This window comes from Pectobacterium carotovorum, from assembly GCF_900129615.1.
GTDB lineage: Bacteria > Pseudomonadota > Gammaproteobacteria > Enterobacterales > Enterobacteriaceae > Pectobacterium > Pectobacterium carotovorum.
On record NZ_FQWI01000011.1, the window covers coordinates 91,218 to 108,890 of the forward strand.

General features: G+C 52.1%; 14 protein-coding genes. 3 read left to right on the top strand and 11 right to left on the bottom strand.

What is annotated here, in order from left to right; translation table 11 throughout:
• Positions 1 to 120: 120 nt before the first annotated feature.
• The 7 genes from BUB06_RS18960 to glyA all read right to left on the bottom strand — a co-directional run bounded on the left by BUB06_RS18960 (position 121) and on the right by glyA (position 8,367).
• Positions 121 to 444, bottom strand: a complete 324-nt coding sequence (locus tag BUB06_RS18960; protein WP_010301123.1) for a hypothetical protein — start codon at positions 442 to 444, stop codon at positions 121 to 123.
• Between the two features lie 84 nt (positions 445 to 528).
• Positions 529 to 2,196 (bottom strand): methyl-accepting chemotaxis protein, encoded by a 1,668-nt coding sequence (locus tag BUB06_RS18965; protein WP_039475121.1) that lies wholly within the window; start codon positions 2,194 to 2,196, stop codon positions 529 to 531.
• Positions 2,197 to 2,642: 446 nt separating this feature from the next.
• Positions 2,643 to 3,770 (bottom strand): ABC transporter substrate-binding protein, encoded by a 1,128-nt coding sequence (locus tag BUB06_RS18970; RefSeq protein WP_010301130.1) that lies wholly within the window; start codon positions 3,768 to 3,770, stop codon positions 2,643 to 2,645.
• A gap of 118 nt (positions 3,771 to 3,888) precedes the next feature.
• The gene (locus BUB06_RS18975) at positions 3,889 to 4,992 is read right to left on the bottom strand and encodes a nickel/cobalt transporter (RefSeq protein ID WP_039475124.1); all 1,104 of its coding nucleotides are present in this window, start codon (positions 4,990 to 4,992) and stop codon (positions 3,889 to 3,891) included.
• Positions 4,983 to 5,642 carry a DUF1007 family protein gene (locus BUB06_RS18980; protein ID WP_029368353.1) on the bottom strand — a complete coding sequence of 220 codons (660 nt, stop codon included), beginning with the start codon at positions 5,640 to 5,642 and terminating at the stop codon, positions 4,983 to 4,985. Before BUB06_RS18980 ends, BUB06_RS18975 begins: the two co-directional genes overlap by 10 nt.
• Before the next feature lie 43 nt (positions 5,643 to 5,685).
• On the bottom strand, positions 5,686 to 6,846 hold the full coding sequence (locus BUB06_RS18985) for a 3-phenylpropionate MFS transporter (RefSeq protein WP_039475127.1): 1,161 nt from the start codon (positions 6,844 to 6,846) through the stop codon (positions 5,686 to 5,688).
• Positions 6,847 to 7,113: 267 nt separating this feature from the next.
• Positions 7,114 to 8,367 (bottom strand): serine hydroxymethyltransferase, encoded by a 1,254-nt coding sequence (glyA, locus tag BUB06_RS18990; RefSeq protein ID WP_010301142.1) that lies wholly within the window; start codon positions 8,365 to 8,367, stop codon positions 7,114 to 7,116.
• Between the two features lie 360 nt (positions 8,368 to 8,727).
• On the opposite strand from glyA, the gene hmpA reads away from it, so the two are divergent.
• From hmpA to pemA, 3 genes are all read left to right on the top strand, one after another.
• Complete coding sequence (gene hmpA, locus BUB06_RS18995) at positions 8,728 to 9,918, top strand: NO-inducible flavohemoprotein (RefSeq protein WP_039475129.1); 1,191 nt, start codon at positions 8,728 to 8,730, stop codon at positions 9,916 to 9,918.
• A 494-nt stretch (positions 9,919 to 10,412) separates the two neighbouring features.
• Entirely contained in the window at positions 10,413 to 12,053 is a 1,641-nt protein-coding gene (gene paeY, locus BUB06_RS19005) for a pectin acetylesterase PaeY (protein ID WP_039475132.1), read from the top strand.
• Positions 12,054 to 12,151: 98 nt separating this feature from the next.
• Positions 12,152 to 13,258 (top strand): pectinesterase PemA, encoded by a 1,107-nt coding sequence (gene pemA, locus BUB06_RS19010; RefSeq protein WP_039475135.1) that lies wholly within the window; start codon positions 12,152 to 12,154, stop codon positions 13,256 to 13,258.
• A 57-nt stretch (positions 13,259 to 13,315) separates the two neighbouring features.
• On the opposite strand, the gene glnB is transcribed toward pemA, so the two are convergent.
• The 4 genes from glnB to BUB06_RS19030 form a co-directional block, all read right to left on the bottom strand.
• Complete coding sequence (gene glnB / locus BUB06_RS19015; RefSeq protein ID WP_005970202.1) at positions 13,316 to 13,654, bottom strand: nitrogen regulatory protein P-II; 339 nt, start codon at positions 13,652 to 13,654, stop codon at positions 13,316 to 13,318.
• A 136-nt stretch (positions 13,655 to 13,790) separates the two neighbouring features.
• Complete coding sequence (gene glrR, locus BUB06_RS19020) at positions 13,791 to 15,128, bottom strand: two-component system response regulator GlrR (RefSeq protein ID WP_010301154.1); 1,338 nt, start codon at positions 15,126 to 15,128, stop codon at positions 13,791 to 13,793.
• Positions 15,125 to 15,976 carry a two-component system QseEF-associated lipoprotein QseG gene (qseG, locus tag BUB06_RS19025; protein WP_039475137.1) on the bottom strand — a complete coding sequence of 284 codons (852 nt, stop codon included), beginning with the start codon at positions 15,974 to 15,976 and terminating at the stop codon, positions 15,125 to 15,127. The genes glrR and qseG overlap by 4 nt, the downstream gene beginning before the upstream one ends.
• 18 nt (positions 15,977 to 15,994) lie before the next feature.
• Positions 15,995 to 17,431, bottom strand: a complete 1,437-nt coding sequence (locus tag BUB06_RS19030) for a sensor histidine kinase (protein WP_039475140.1) — start codon at positions 17,429 to 17,431, stop codon at positions 15,995 to 15,997.
• Positions 17,432 to 17,673 lie beyond the last annotated feature (242 nt).

A 17,673-nucleotide genomic window follows, 5' to 3' on the forward strand; every position in this document is an offset into this window, starting at 1 on the left:
TCTCTATACGACTAGACGGTGAGTCCCCTCACCGTCTTACCTTACCAAACGCGACAACGCGGATTCACCACGCCAGAACCCTTTTCACGCCGTACGCACAGCGCTTAATATTGCCGTTATTCAACACAAACGCTCAGAGGCAAGCATATCGCGCATGTTCGTCAGCATGTTCTCGAACAAACGCAATGCCAAACCCACGCTGTTTACGTTGTAGTAGAGCGCTGCGTCATAATGCTTCAGATAATGTTCAAACTCTGGTTTATCGAGCAGTTTATAAATTGCAGTAAATCGCAAAATAAGGTGACTGCAATTATTGAGATAGAGATCAAGCGTGCGGTAATCGCTTTTCATTAGCTGAGTAAGCAACGCGGTCATATGCTCGAATTCCGTCAGTAGCGACGCATAATCCCCCAGGTTTTCCGCACTGTGCTCAGTCGATTCCATACCGTATCTCCCTTGGCTTTCGCCACTGGTCAATCGAGCCTATAGCCGCATGCCGCCTCACTGCGCAGCACGCGGCGCGATAGGTTAGAAACGCTGCCAGTCCCCTTCATCCTGAGCAACAGCGCTTTTTTTCCTCACGGGAGCAAGACGCGGCGCGGATATTCCAGGTAGCGCGGATACAGAAGCGGAAGCCAGCGCCAGAGGAGTAACCTGCCCCACAATGAACTGCCCCACCAGTTGGCTCAGCGTACTTGCCTGTTCCTGCAACGACTGCGACGCCGCAGACGCCTCTTCCACCAATGAAGCATTTTGCTGAGTCACATCATCCATCTGGTTAACGGCCTGATGCACCTGGCTGATACCCTGGCTTTGTTCCTCAGTCGCCGCCGCGATTTCATTGACTAAATCCGTCACCTGCTGGATCGCATCCTTCATCGCTGACATGTTTTTCCCTACATCGCTGGCTTGATCAACACCCGCCGACACCAGCGAGTTTGAGGCATCAATCAAATCCTTGATTTCACGCGCCGCCGTAGACGACCGCTGTGCCAGCGTGCGCACCTCTCCCGCGACCACCGCAAAACCACGCCCCTGCTCACCGGCACGAGCGGCTTCTACTGCCGCATTCAAGGCAAGGATATTGGTCTGAAACGCGATGCCTTCGATGAGCGCAATGATCTCGGTGATCTTGCCAGAGCTGGTGCGAATGTGTTCCATCGTATTCAGCATCGTATTGACGGAATCGGCACTATTGATGGAGATCTTGCTGGCATTGCCTGCCAGCAGACTCGCCTGTTGCGTGTTCTCCGCATTCTGGCGCACTGTCTCACTGATTTCCGTCATACTGGCCGCCGTTTGTTCCAGCGAAGCAGCCTGTTCCTCGGTGCGGGATGACAGATCTTCATTCCCCGCCGCAATTTGCGTCGCCGCGCTGCTCACCGACTGCGATGAAGCACTCACCGAAGCCAGCGCTGAGGATACCCGCTGCATCAAGCTGTTAAAGGCACGGGCGGTATTTCCCACTTCATCCTTACGTCGATCGTCCGCTTGAATCGTCAGGTCGAGATGGGTACTCACGCTTTCCATCGTTTGACTCATGTTATTCAAACTTTTTCTAATGCCCAGAATGGTTCTCACCGCGAAAAAGCCGATCAGCAACACGATCAATAACGTACCGGACAACAGGCCAAACCACGTTTGTTCATAGATCTGTTTATTCACCTGACGTAGATCGTCGCCCATTTTAACATTCAGATCGAATTGCTTACGGTAATTGGCGAGCAGATCACGAACGACCTTTCCCGGACCGTCCATTCCCTGAAGCAGGCCGAGTGCAACGTCATTCTGGTTCGCTCTTGATGCGTTCAGAAAAATGGGCAGAGAGGTCTGTAGTTTTTTGGTCAGGTCAATCGCTGTATTGGTCAGTTGGCGATCTTCCTCACTGGAAGCATTATTTTTCAGGTAATACTCATTGAGTGCCTGCATCTCTTCGATATTTTTACTAATGTCTTGCTCAATTGCAGGTAATTTACGGTCATCATCCGTCGTCTGATGACGATACAAAAACATCACCAGCGAATTGCTTTTATCTACTAAGTTGTTCAAATCTTTGATGCTCGGAATCGCATTATCCTGAACATATTCGAAACGAGACTGGAACCCTGATAACAATGATAAAGTAACAATAACTAATGAAATAAGTGCCAGCGACATTAGCGAAAACGTCAACAGCAGGCGTTGCGTGATATTCATAACCGCTCCATTTTTTGAATTTTTATACCGTATTTTTTTCCTGATTCCGGTATGTCAAATAAACCGAATCTCCCTCCATACATGGCGTTTTGCATAAAAATCAGACATACCTTTACCACGTTCAATTATCGCCACAGAAGCGGGTAGCTTGATAGCATCGATCATTAAAATCACTTAATAATCTCAAAACAATAGCCAAAAACTATCAAAGTAAGATAATCGATCGTCATAAACATCTAACGATCCTGTAATGAGGTTGTAGGAAGGGAAACGTTTGCTTTGTTTTCCGGCAGGACAAAGAATGCGGTGAAATAAACATCGCCAGTGCTGATGTTGATAGACGATAGAATCAGCGAAAAAAGCACAAAAAAAAGCACTGACCGATGAGATTCAGTGCTTTTCTATTATCTGGTTTACTGCATTATCTGGTTTACTGTCCGACAGAATTATTTCTTCGCTGGCAGGGTAACCCAATAACCTGGCTGATAAGGCAGCGGCAGGAACTTCTCATGGAAGGTACGGAACGTTGCATCAGGATCGATATCCTTAAACAGTTCCGGGTGCATCCATTTTGCTAATACCTGAATCGCCACAAACTGATACGGGCTGTCATAGAACTGATGCCAGATGGCATGCGCATTGCCATCGGTTGCTACCGGCAAGGTTTTGAATGCTGAGCGTTCCATCAGTTTTTGCAAGCGTTGCAGCGCTTCCTTCTGATCGGCTCCCGGTCCAACGCCAACCCAGCCATTCGCCGTGTTGTAGTTTTTCCAGTTAGCTCCAGTCACCACCACCACATCCGGGCGAGAGCTGATAATCTGCTCGGGATTCAGCGTACCAAACGTGCCGGGGATGATGTTCTTGGCAATGTTGTCACCGCCAGCGGCCTCAACCATGCGGCCAAAGTTCTCATCACCAAATGACATACAGCACTCTTCGTCATAGCCGCCAGCACGGTCAATCATCACTTTCGGACGTGGCCCCTGATAGTTCTTCAACCGATCGGTGACAAGCTCAATCTGCTCACGACGGAACTTAATGATCTCTTCCGCACGCTGTGGTTTGCCGACCAGTTGGCCCATGATGTGAATGCTTTTTTCTGCGTTCTCAAACGGCTTCTCGCGGAAATCGATGAACACCACCGGAATACCCAGCGAACTGAGCTTCTCAATCAACTTGCCTTCATCCGTCGCCGCTTTTGATTCCAGATTCATCAGTACCAAATCCGGCTTCAGCGTCAATGCCTGCTCGACGTTGAAAGTGCCGTCTTTCGCTCCGCCAAAGGTCGGCAGCTTTTTGATTTCCGGGTATTGCTTTTCGTAAGCCAGATAGCCGTCGTAATCCGCTTTTGGCAGATCGTCACGCCAGCCAACTACGCGCTGGAACGGTGCCTCGGTATCAAAGGCAGCCAGCAGATAAATCTGTCGACCTTCCCCTAAGATAATCCGCTTCACTTCGGATTTGATTTCTACCTTCCTGCCACTAACGTCTTCAATAACAATCGGGTTAGCGCTGGCGACAACGCTCGCACTCAGCCCCAACAGAGCAACGACTGAAAACAGCCATTTCTTCATTATTATTCCCTTCTGCGATTATGGTTATAAATGATAATAGTTATCATTACTGAAATAATATCCTGCCGTGATTAACAGAAGCAATGGGTTTTTAACGCAGCGTTAATAAAAGGTAAAATTAGCCGGAGAATGGCCGAATGCCGCCCATCATCGCGGGCTGTGCACTGAGATAAAGCAGGACGCCGGAGCCAACTAAAATCAGCCCACCAGCAAAAGCCAGAAGAGAAAAAGCCGCACGTTGCCACACGGGCGAGGCACGGTTTGCACCTAAGCGCTCAACCACGCGACGGCAGTAAAAAACCAACACGGCCAGTGCCGAGATCGTGATTGCCGTTCCGGCAGCCATCACCAGCGCAGAGGCCACGCCCCACCAATACACGCCGATCACTTTAGAGAAAAGCAGCACCAGAATAGCACCTGAGCACGGGCGCATCCCCATCGCCAGCACAATCATCAGCCGCGTACGCCAGCTGCTATCGCGCTCAAGTTCCTCATTGCTCGGGAGATGGCGGTGCCCGCAGCCACAGTCGGCATCGTGCTGATGAGGAGAAGAGGAAAGCATAGGCATCGGGCGAAGCGCCATACGTCTATCGGTCGGTACGTTAAGCTGGGTTGCATTCAAAGAATCTACGTGCAAAGGCGTCACGCGCAAAATCGTCGCGGGCTTAGGCTGCCGAACAAGGACGATATACAGCTGTTTCAACGCGCGGAAACAGAGCAGTAGCCCCAGTCCCGCAACGAGCACGAAGCTCCCCTTTTCCATCCAGAAACTGCTGTTATGCAACGTTCGACTCGACAGTTGCAAAATCCCTAATACCACGGTCACCAGCGCGACTGCCATCAGCCCCTGAACCAGCGACGCGGCAAGCGTCAACTTCAGGCTGCTTTTCAGCTTCGACGGATGTGTCACCAGATAGGTCATGATGACGACTTTACCGTGCCCCGGCCCGACGGCATGAAGCACGCCATAGACCAGACTGAACATCATCAGGCTCAGCCCCGCCTGATGCGGCTGCTGTTCCACCATCTGCAACAGATGCGACATCTGCTGATGCAGCGATTTCTGCCAGATCGCGCTTTGCAGCACGATTTGCGGCCAGTATCCGACGATGTAATGCAGCGCTGAGGCCAGCAGTGCCAAAAACAGCCACAGCGGCCACAGATCGCGCAATCGGCTCAACAACGGGCGCTGACGCGGCAGCGAGCCGAGGTTCACTGACATTGCAACGTCACCCGCTGTGCAAACTGTTTCCCCAGCTCCATGTCTTCATCCGGCGCATCGTTCTTATCCAACGACAGCGCATAGGATTGCAGTTCAGCATTAGGTTCCGGCGTGACGAGCGAGGTTTTACAACGTGAAGCCAGCGCAGGTGCGAGCGTAACGGCCTTGTCATTCTGGTAGGACATATCGACAAAGTAGGTAGGGTCATAAGTAGAAATCAGCAAAGGCTTGCCGGCCAGCGGCTGTGGATGCGCCAGCGGCAGCACAAACTCCAGTACCGCCTGATTGCCTTTGCGGGAAAGATGATACTCCGTTGGCATCGGTGCATATTTCACGGGCTGACCATCACGATAAATATCGGTGAAATAGTGCTGCCCTAACACATTCGCCATCACTTCCGCCGCCAGCTTTTTCCAGACTTCAGAGTCCTTCTTCGCCTTCCCTGCGTCATACAACAGGTCGGCAGACGTGATGGGATCCATCGTCCACAGCATACGTAAACCGGTGATGTTGTCGTTCTTGCTCTCAACTGTCGTCTGCATATCAATAAAACTGTGTGGGTGAGCGAAAACGGGCTGGCCGAATGCCAAACCTGTCATCAGCAACGTTATCCGTCCGCACCACCGTTTCAAAGCGTTATAATGTAACATTATTTTTACCACACTACGTTATCTTGACAGTACACGCCATTTCTTACGCCTTTTCGACAGCAGTATGGTGGCTGACAGAAGGCCGAATAAACAGGGCCGGAACCGCCAGCAGCGCCATCACCCAGAACGTACCGCCCTGTAGGTGTTCGAACAGGAAACCGGACACCATCGTCATCACCGCGATACTCCCGCCCATTGCCAGAGCAGAATACACCGCCTGTAGCCGCAGAATGTCACCACCGGTACGTGCAGCGATAAAGCGCATGGCCGCCAGATGGCACACGGTGAACGTACCGCAGTGCAATATCTGTATCACAATCAGCCACGGCAGAGCCACTGTCGCGCCCATCAAGCCCCAGCGCACCACGCCACATGCGGCCGAGAGCAAAAGAAGCTGTCTCGCACTCCAGCGTCGGAACAGGCGCTGGCTGAAAGTAAAGATGACAATCTCCGCAACCACGCCTAACGACCAGAGATAGCCGATAATCGAGGCGGAATAGCCCGAATCCTGCCAATAAATGACGCTGAAACCATAGTAAGCCGCGTGTGCCCCTTGCAGCAGCGACACGCAAAGCAGGAAGCGCCATACCGCCGGTTCGGCCAGCAATCGTTTCCACGGCGTGACGCTAACCGACTGGGCTGTCGACGTTGCCGCTTGCGGCATCACGCTGGGACGAAGCAGCATGCCTAATAGCATCACAACCAGCCCTGCGCTGAGGATTGCCAGAATCGCCGGATGTCCCCAGATAGCGACCAGTTCACCCGTTGCAGCAGAAGCGATAACAAACGCTATCGAGCCCCAGACACGCACCTTGCCATAATCCATCACGACCTGCCGCTGCCAGGTCGCGGCCAATGCATCGGTCAGCGGCACCAGCGGTGCGAAAAACAGGTTAAACCCGATCATCACTATCATCAGCCACAGCCAGGCATTCCCCAGCCAGAAACCGACGGCCAGCGCCAGTGACAGCAACGCCAGCCCACGTAATACCGTAATTAATTTGGACGGATCTTTCACGCTGGGCGTGATGACCAGACTGCCGACGAAGCGCGCCACCAGCCCCGCTCCCAACAGCATGCCGATCGACTCAGCGGACAGCCCCTCGCCTTTCAGCCATCCGCCCCAAAACGGCAGGAAAACACCATAGCAAAAAAAGTAGGTGAAATAGCTCAGCGCCAACCAGCGCGTCGATTGCAAAACCATGATTCCTCCCTTTCGGTGACGAACTCCCCTAGCTTCGGCACTTTTTTGCCGGTTACTGTGTCAGAGTGCACACGGCGGCGCAACGCGTTATTCGTCATTAAACGCGAACGGAGATACCAGCCCGATCGACAGGCATAAAAAATTTCCGGGAGAAATTTTTAACGTTGCGTCAGCAACGGCCCGCAGGGATAGCCGCCATAAAAAACGCCAGCACTCAGGCTGGCGTTTGGGAAGTGTTCCGACAGTGATGTCAGAGAAAATGCCGAATTATGCGTAAACCGGGAAGCGGGCGCAGATATCCAGAACTTTCTGTTTCACGCGTTCAATGGTCGCCTCGTCGTTGATGTTGTCTAACACATCACAGATCCAGCCAGCCAGTTCACGTACTTCCGCTTCTTTAAAGCCACGACGGGTTGCCGCTGGTGTACCGATACGGATACCGGAAGTCACAAACGGGCTCTTCGGATCGTTAGGCACGCTGTTTTTGTTCACGGTGATGTTTGCACGGCCCAGCGCAGCATCAGCTTCTTTACCGGTCAGATTTTTGCTCACCAGATCCAGCAGGAACAGGTGGTTGCTGGTTGCACCAGAAACGACGTTAAAACCACGTGACAGGAAAACTTCAACCATTGCTTTGGCGTTTTTCGCGACCTGCTGCTGATAAACCTTGAATTCAGGCTCCATCGCTTCTTTCAGCGCAACCGCTTTACCCGCGATAACGTGCATCAACGGGCCGCCCTGACCGCCAGGGAAAACAGCTGAGTTCAGTTTTTTGTACAGCTCTTCGTCGCCGCCTTTCGCCAGAATCAGGCCACCGCGTGGGCCAGCCAGCGTTTTGTGCGTGGTGGTGGTCACGATGTGAGCATGAGGAACCGGGTTAGGGTAAACATCTGCGGCAATCAGACCGGCAACGTGTGCCATATCAACAAACAGGTAAGCACCGATGCTGTCAGCGATTTCACGCATCTTCGCCCAGTCAACCACGCCAGAGTAAGCAGAGAAACCGCCAACGATCATTTTTGGCTTATGCGTACGCGCCAGTTCAGCCATTTCGTCGTAATCGATCTTGCCGCTTTCGTCGATGCCGTAAGGAATGACGTTATACAGTTTGCCCGACAGGTTAACCGGAGAACCGTGCGTCAGGTGACCACCATGTGCCAGGTTCATACCCAGAATGGTGTCGCCCGGCTGCAGCAGCGCGGTGTAAACGGCAAAGTTCGCCTGAGAGCCGGAGTGCGGCTGCACGTTGGCATAATCTGCACCGAACAGCGCTTTCGCACGGTCGATCGCCAGTTGCTCAACGATATCAACATACTCACAGCCGCCGTAGTAACGTTTGCCCGGATAACCTTCAGCATACTTGTTCGTCAGCTGAGACCCTTGAGCCTGCATAACGCGTGGGCTGGTGTAGTTTTCTGACGCAATCAGTTCAATGTGCTCTTCCTGACGCACCACTTCTTGCTCCATTGCTTGCCACAGGTCGGCATCATAATCGGCAATGTTCATTTCACGCTTTAACATCCGGATCTCCTGACTCAGCTAACATAAATATACTGGGAATTAATGGCCCATTTGGGAATTGGGCTACCCTTTTGGGGAATGGCGTATAGTGTAAACCGTTTTTCCCTAATGAAGATAGGTCTTGACAGAGGTTTTTACGCAAACGATTAGCTACAGGCAGCACAAGGCTTCAGCAAATATCTGTTGCGCAGTGGTAAACGGATTTTTCTTCATTCTCAACCTGCTATTTCTTCATGTTATTCCCTTTGGCTCCGCCTAAAAACCCCTACCACCAAAAAGGTAATTTACAGCAGCGGACAAACCCAATAAGATGCATATAAAATACAACTTATAAGTCATGCCAATAAATAAGGAGTCACCATGCTGGATAACCAAACTATCGCCATCGTTAAATCGACCATTCCTCTGCTGGCGGAAACCGGCCCGAAACTGACCGCGCATTTTTACGATCGCATGTTTACGCATAACCCTGAGCTCAAAGATATTTTTAACATGAGCAACCAGCGCAATGGCGATCAGCGTGAAGCGCTGTTCAATGCCATCTGTGCTTATGCAACGAATATTGAAAACCTGGCCGCGCTGCTGCCTGCGGTTGAGCGCATCGCCCAGAAGCACGCTAGCTTTAACATTCAGGCCGATCAGTATCAGATCGTGGGTAATCACTTATTGGCCACGCTGGATGAACTGTTTAGCCCAGGGCAAGAAGTACTGGATGCCTGGGGTAAAGCCTATGGCGTGCTGGCGAATGTCTTCATTCAGCGCGAAGGCGATATCTACCGCAGCACAGAAGCGAAAAACGGCGGCTGGAGCGGTGTGCGACCTTTCCGTATCGTGAACAAGCAGCCACAAAGCTCGGTGATTACCAGCTTCACACTGGAACCCACCGACGGCCAGCCTATTGCTGATTTTCAGCCGGGCCAATATCTGGCGGTTTACATCAAGCATGACAGTTTTGCCAATCAGGAGATTCGCCAATACTCTCTGACTCATGCGCCGAATGGAAAGTCCTACCGAATTGCGGTTAAACGCGAAGCACAAGGCACCGTTTCCGGCTATCTGCATGATACCGCTCGCGAAGGCGATATCATTCATCTGGCGGCTCCGCACGGCGATTTCTTCCTTGATATCCCAACCGACACACCCGTTGCCCTGATTTCCGGTGGCGTGGGGCAAACCCCGATGCTGGGCATGCTGCATACGCTCAAGCAGCAGGGTCATCAGGCGAAGGTGCTATGGCTGCACGCGGCAGAAAACGGCACAGCGCATGCATTTGCGGATGAAATCGAACAAACAGGCCAGTCACTGCCACAGTTCCAGCATCATATTTGGTATCGCGAACCGCAGCAGGCCGATCGTCCGGGTGAGGATTATCATCACAGCGGGCTGATGCAATTGGCCTCGTTAAAAGAGGAATTAACCACGCCTGATATGCACTATTACCTGTGCGGCCCTGTCGTTTTCATGCAGTTTATCGCACAGCAGTTGCTGGCTATGGGTATCCCCGCTGAGCAACTGCATTACGAATGTTTTGGTCCGCATAAAGTTGTCTAACCCTCATTGATAACGGATCAAACCCAAAGGTCGCTTTTGCGGCCTTTTTTTCATCTTTCAGAAAGCCACCGCCTGTAAAACACCTTATTGATCACAAATCTATATGCCAGTACGGCAGTGCTCCGCTAAAAAAGAGGTGGGTCACAAAAAACAAGACATTATTAAAATAACATTTCACTTTTAATGAATAGTTATTTCACCGATGGAGCTTCGTTTATAGCCTAAATAATTCGAGTTGCAAGAAGGCAGCAAGCGAGGGAGTCCCGATGAGCTTACTCAGGTAAGTGATTCGGGTGAGCGAACGCAGCTAACGCACATGCAACTTGAAGAATGACGGATATAGGCATCGCCCTTGAATCGGCTTGGGTGCACAATAAAATCCCGACGTTCTCGCTAAAGGCCGTGACAAGAGCGATAAAAAACAGCGACCTTCCTTTGATAACGCCTGGGTTCATTAACCGTTTTCGACTAACCAACAAGGGATATGTCTGACCATGGCAAAACGTTTTTCAGAAAGTGTAGCTTTAGCGCTGATACTTTCCGCCCCTTTCACACTGGTACACGCTAAAACGCTCGCCGCGCCGGACAGCGTTAACTTACTGTCGGGTTCAACGCTGGGTGAAAAAACCGGCTTATCCGGTCATGTTACCGTACGGGATATTCATCTGCCTGCCACCATCATTATCAGAGACCAGCAGGGTCAGAAGCGGCAGACACAGACCGATGAGCAAGGAAAATATCACCTCGATATCTCTGGCCTCACACCGCCATTACGTCTTTTAGCCGTCGAATCTGGCGGCAATAACTGCCTGCTGAATAATATCTCCCGTGCAATCTGCCTGTCCGCTGTCGCCCCGTCATTGCATGACGGTAAAGAGAATATTGCCAATATCAACCCGCTGACTGACCGCATTACTTCAGATATCGCAGTGGCGGCAGGCTACATTGGTCCACAGCAGCTAACAGACGATACGGCATCACCGAAACTGGACGCCGCCGCATGGAAAAAAGCCTACGCTGATTTTCATGCAGGCTTTAATGACGCGCTAAAACAGGTAGGCGTCAGTGCGCCCAAGAGTTTCGATCCTCTGACTTACCCCGCGACTCAGCAGGATGCGGTCACCAAAATCGTCAGCGTCATAAACCATAACCGCAACTATCACAACAATACGGGTTACTCCGGCCACACCGTGCTGACTGACAGCACATTTCACCCAATTGTTGGCCTGAACGACAAAGGCGACTATGAACCGCTGGATTATCGCGCTGCACGTCAAAATCTAGATGCGATTAAGAAAGCACAAACTCGAATCTTTATCGTCGGCGACTCAACTGCAGCCACCTATGAAAAGGGGCGCTTCCCACGTATGGGTTGGGGACAGGTTTTTGAACAACAGTTCAGTAAAAATAGCGGCGTAAAAGTCGTCAATGGCGCACGTTCAGGCCGTAGCTCACGCGACTATTTCTACGAAGGCTGGTTCCGCCAGATGCAGCCGCTGATGAAGGAAGGTGATTTCCTGTTTATCCAAATGGGACACAACGATCAAAACTGCAACGGGGCGAAGGCGGTACGTGGCCCAGCGGATGTCGCTAACCTCTGTACTTACCCGAACGATGCGGCAGGGAAAAAACAGGCCCCGCAGGGGAAAGCCGATATGTCGTTCCAGACATCGCTGGAGCGCTACATCACTTTTGCCCGCCAGCACAAACTCACACCGGTTCTGCTTACCCCAACCACCCGAGTGAAAACAGCTGAAGGCAAAGATGGCACGCCTGCCGTACATAGCCATTTCACCAAGCAAAATGCAGATAACGGCTACGCGTTCATCGGCGATTACAGCCAGACCATCAAGAATACGGCAGCAGATAACAAGGTGATTTTACTGGACGTTGAGCCAGCCACTATCGCGCTGGCGAATCAGGGTAACAGCGACAACTGGAAACAGTACTGGCTGGTGATCGATCCCAAAAAATATCCTTTTTATCGCGATCAGGCGGGTAGCCTGAGCAAACCAGATACCACCCACTTTCAGAAAAAAGGCGCTATCGCCGTGGCAGGGATTGTCGCTGATGCCATTCGGCAGGAACCCGCTTTAGCGTCGCTGGCGGAAAAAACGGCCAGCAAACACAAGTAGTTATCAGTCAGGTAAAACGATAAGACCGAATCGCGCGCGGTGTACTTCACCGCCGCGCGTTATGTACCCTTCCCTATACCAATTAAAGGACTATGGACATGATAGACACCTCACACCTCTGCAAGACGCTGACCTTAGCCATGTTAATTTCTGCCCCTTTATCACTAGCACAGGCAGCCGACTACAATGCACTGGTTTCCGCCCAATCAGGGGACGCCAAAGCCTACAAAACCATTACTGAAGCGATTGCCAGCGCTCCGGCAGACAGCTCGCCATTTGTTATCTATGTGAAAAATGGTGTCTATCATGAGCGCCTGACGATTACGCGCCCCAACATTCATCTAAAGGGGGAAAGCCGTAACGGTACCGTGATCACCGCGACCACAGCAGCCGGGACGCTCAAACCCGATGGCAGCAAATGGGGAACTTATGGCAGCAACACGGTGAAAGTCGATGCGCCTGATTTCAGTGCCCGTTCGCTGACCATTCGTAATGATTTCGATTACCCCGCCAATCAGGCTAAAGCCAGCGACGATCCGACCAAACTAAAAGATTCGCAGGCCGTTGCGCTGCTGGTTGCCGAAAATAGCGATCGTGCGTGGTTTCATGATGTCAGTCTGGTCGGGTATCAGGACACGTTATATGTGAAAGGCGGGCGCAGCTTCTTCTCACAATGTCGAATCAGCGGCACCGTTGACTTCATCTTTGGTGACGGCACTGCATTATTTGACAATTGCGACATCGTCTCACGCAACCGTACCGACGTGAAAGGTCAGCCGCTTGGCTATCTCACTGCACCCAGCACGGATATTAAGCAAAAATATGGATTGGTCATTACCAATAGCCGGGTGATTAAAGAGAAAGGCGTCCCCGCGAAAAGTTATGGACTGGGTCGACCTTGGCACCCAACAACGACCTTTCCAGATGGACGTTATGCCAACCCTAATGCCATCGGGCAAACGGTGTTCCTGAACACCAGCATGGATGATCACATCTACGGCTGGGACAAAATGTCCGGTAAAGATAAACAAGGTGCGACAATCTGGTTCTATCCACAAGATTCGCGCTTTTTCGAGTATAAATCCAAAGGCGCAGGTGCAGAGAAAAACGATCAGCGCCGTCAGCTAAGCAACGCGGAAGCAGCAGAATATACGGCAGACAAGGTGTTGGCGGGTTGGGTTCCCACTGCGCCTAAAGGGAAGTAAGTGTGACGAAGCCAGCCCTCATCAGGCTGGCTTCTAGTGACGGGGAGAGCGAGACGATTAAATCGCTTCTTCGTCTTCTTCACCGGTACGGATACGGACAACGCGTGCCACATCAAAGACGAAGATTTTACCGTCGCCGATTTTACCCGTCTGCGCGGTCTGCGTGATGGTTTCCACGCAGGTGTCGACGATGTCATCTGACACGACAATTTCGATTTTTACTTTTGGCAGAAAATCGACCATGTATTCTGCGCCACGATACAGCTCGGTGTGACCTTTCTGACGACCAAAGCCTTTAACTTCCGTTACCGTCATCCCTGTGATGCCCACTTCAGCTAACGCTTCACGTACATCGTCCAGTTTGAACGGCTTAATAATCGCATCAATTTTCTTCATGGAGGAACCTTTGTGTTATCTATGTTGCGGCCAAAGCCGAGCATCAGCAAGTGAACAGCATGTCAGAACTCAGGCGGACAATCCATCCATATCCACCCGGCATCACGCTGCAGGCGTGCTACCCGCTCTCTCAGCGCTAGTCTTTAAAATCGTTGGCATCCAACTCGTGGCGACCCAACAGTTTATAAAATTCCGTTCGGTTACGCCCAGCCATTCGCGCGGCCTGCGTCACGTTACCTTTTGCGATCTGTAATAGTTTTCGCAAATAGTTAAGCTCAAACTGATGACGTGCTTCAACAAACGTTGGCAGCGCGGTGTTTTCACCTTCCAGCGCCTGTTCAACCAACGCATCGCTGATCACTGGTGCACTGGTCAGTGCCACACACTGTTCGATAACATTCACCAGTTGACGCACGTTACCCGGCCAGCTTGCCGTCATCAAGCGCTTCATCGCATCGGTTGAAAAGGTGCGCACAAAAGGCTTGTGGCGATTGGCGGATTCGCGCAGTAGATGGTTTGCCAGCATTGGGATATCTTCAGCACGTTCATGCAGCGCTGGCAGTTTCATATTCACCACATTGAGCCGATAATAGAGATCTTCGCGAAATTCGTTCTTCTCCATCGCCTTCGGCAAATCACGGTGCGTGGCGGAAATAATCCGCACATTAATGTCCAAATCGCGGTTGCTCCCCAGCGGGCGGACTTTTCGCTCCTGCAGAACGCGCAACAGCTTAACCTGTAAAGACAGCGGCATATCGCCGATTTCATCTAAAAACAGCGTGCCACCTTCCGCCGCCTGAAAAAGCCCTTCACGGCTGCTGACCGCACCGGTAAAAGCCCCTTTCGCATGGCCGAACAGCTCCGATTCCAGCAATGGTTCCGGCAGCGCGCCGCAGTTAATCGCAATAAAGGCTTTCTTCGCACGCGGGCTCGCCGCATGAATCGCCTGAGCCAGCACCTCTTTCCCGGTGCCGCTCTGACCATTAATCAGCACACTGACGTCCGACTGCGCGACCATTCTGGCCTGCTCCAGCAGACGCAGCATAATTGGGCTGCGCGTCACGATGGTTTCACGCCAGCTTTCATCACCCGCCGGGGCGGACAATGCCAGCGCTTCGTCTATCGCTTTGTAGAGCGCATCACGGTCGACGGGCTTCGTCAGAAAGCTAAATACGCCCTGCTGCGTAGCCGCAACCGCATCGGGAATGGAACCGTGAGCGGTTAAAATGATCACAGGCATCCCCGGCTGATAGCGCTGAATTTCGGAAAACAGCGCCATGCCATCCATTTCGTCCATTCGGAGATCGCTGATCACCAAATCGAACGTCTCGCGTGTTAACAGCCGTAGCGCCTCCTGGCCGCTCTCCGCCGTCATCACGCTAAATCCTTCACTGGTCAGACGCATACCCAACAGTTTCAGCAGGCTGGGGTCATCATCCACGAGCAATAAATTCGCCGTTTTTCGGGCTGTCATTGTCTTGTTGACTCCTTCTTCCTCGTCGCGTTGTCCGTATGTGATTCCATCGGCGGCGTATAGGTATCATCCGCATCAACTGGCTCATTTCTGGATTTCGTTGCCGAATTGCGCGAACCATCTTTGTTTCCGCTACCGCTATTCGCACCGGAACTACCGCGGCGATCGCCGTCGCTATCCGGCATTTCCCCTGACAGCTGCTTACGAGACGACAGTTGACGCTCAATATCCGTCAAATTTTCCAGTTTCTGCGTGGTCGTTTCTAACTGATATTGCAGGTGACTTTGCTGCACACGCAGGGCATCTAGCTGTTTGTCGCTGGATTCCTGCAAACGCTTATAACGCAGGCGCTCATCCGATAGCGCCAGAAACAGCGTTTGTCTGTCACGCCAGGTTTGCATCAGCGGGCGCAGCGCAGCAGGGAAAGCCAGACGGTATAAATTGATCTGTTCCAGCACCTGACGGCGCTCAGCCTGAGTAATACCAGCGTTATCCAGCAGGATGCCCTGCTTAAACACGCTGTCCCAGCTATCTCCCGCAACCTGCCCGGCTTCCTCACGGGCCTGGAACTGCGTCAAACGCCCGGCGCAGTCCATCGCCCGCAGCCAATAAAGCGCGTTGTTCATGGATTCACGATCGTCTATCTGCCACAGATGCTCGCATTGCGCGATGCGAAAATCGGCAACCTGCTCTTTCGGCGGTGTAGCCTCTGCCTCAAGCAACGCCGTGCCGCTGCTCACATGGCTATTACACGCAGCCAAAACGAGCGGCGACGACACAATCGCCGCCGTCAAAAGGCGGGAAAATACGCTATTCGCAAGCCATCCCTTCATAAACCCTGCATTCATTATTTATTCATTCTCGGACTATTCGTTATCAGACAATAAGGGCAGCTCGATGCGGAAACACACATCAGCATAGTCCACGGTGATTAGGCTAAGCTCACCACGCATACGGCGAATGCAATCACGCGCAATACTCAGCCCCAACCCGCTTCCTTTGACGGCACCACGGCGCTGATGGCTTCCCTGATAAAAGGGCTCAAAAATCATGCTCCGCTCGGCATCGGGAATAGGCGTACCATTGTTGGCGACATCAATCTGAACGCGATTGCCAATCTGACGGCTATAAATCCAAATGTTACCGGATTCCTTACCGTAGTGCACCGCATTGGAATAGAGATTATCGATCACTCGCATCAGCAGTGTCGTCTCCGCCCAACAGTGCTCAACGGCCAGCGTCACATCGGTATGAATCATTTTGGCGCGGGCAGGCAAGCTGTGAGAGGCCACGACAATATCGACGATCTCTTCAATTTCGACCCGCTCCAGCTCGGTCGGTGTATCCGCCAGCTTGCGATTATAGTCCAACAGTTGATCGATCAGCTGTAGCAGATGGCGGCTGCTGCTATCAAGAATAGTGACCACCTCTTTCTGATCGGCAGTCAGCGGGCCGACCACCTCATCGGCCAGCAATTCGGTGCCTTCCCGCAGACTAGCCAGCGGTGTTTTCAGTTCGTGGGAGATATGGCGTAAAAACTCATGTCGCTGTGATTCGAGCCAGGACAGACGCTCGCTCAGCCAGATAATGCGCTGCGCCAGCGTCCGGATCTCACGCGGCCCTTTAAACGTGCTGGTGTTACCCAACGATCGCCCTTCTCCAAGGCGGTTGATCATCCGCTCGACGCCATTAACGGGGCCGATAATCATCCGAGTAAAGAGAACTACCAGCAGCACGCTGACCAGAAACAAGAGCAGCGCCTGCCAGCCAAAGAACTGGCCGCGTTCAGAAATAGCCTGCTGGAGCTGTTGCCCACGGGAGAAAACGACGTCGCGCGTTACCTGTACCATTTGTCCGTTGGCACGGGAGAATCCTTCCAGCAGGCTGGACGCCGTTTGTTCCGGGCCGCTGTTATGGCAGCGAATTTCGCCGAGCTGAGTAAGGAGTTGACGTAACGTCTGGTAATAGCGGGGATCGGGCAGTACCTGCGCGTGAGAATCCAGCATTTGCAAATACTGTTTACGTTGGTTCTGATAGAGCGTTGCCAGCGTCTGATCGTCCAATACGCAGTATTGCCGGTAGCTACGCTCCATTGCCAGCGCGACGCTGGTCATCGCCTCACTGCGTCGGGCATCCGTCAGCGTTGTCCGGTTAATCTCCGCAGCCTGTTCGCTCAGCATGTTCAGGCTTTGATAAGCCTGATAGGCCAGCACCAACAGCGGCAGCAACACCAGCAAGAACGCCATAATTACTAATTGCCGCAGGGAACGCGGGAATAAACGCCATCGTTTCAAAGAAATCATCTCGTTACCTATCGAATCCGCTCTGATGCTAACTGAGTCTTATAAAACTTCAACGTTTTCCCTTACGACATGCGTAACGCTTCGCAATGTGGCATGAATACCCATGTAAGGACGTCAAAAAATAACGTCGTAAAAAATAGCGCCGTAAAAACAATCAGGAAGGATTCTCTGGGGGAGGTGGCGGGTTAAAACGTCACGCGGCCAGAAGAATCGCTCCCTCTGGCCGCGTAACTGAATAGGCG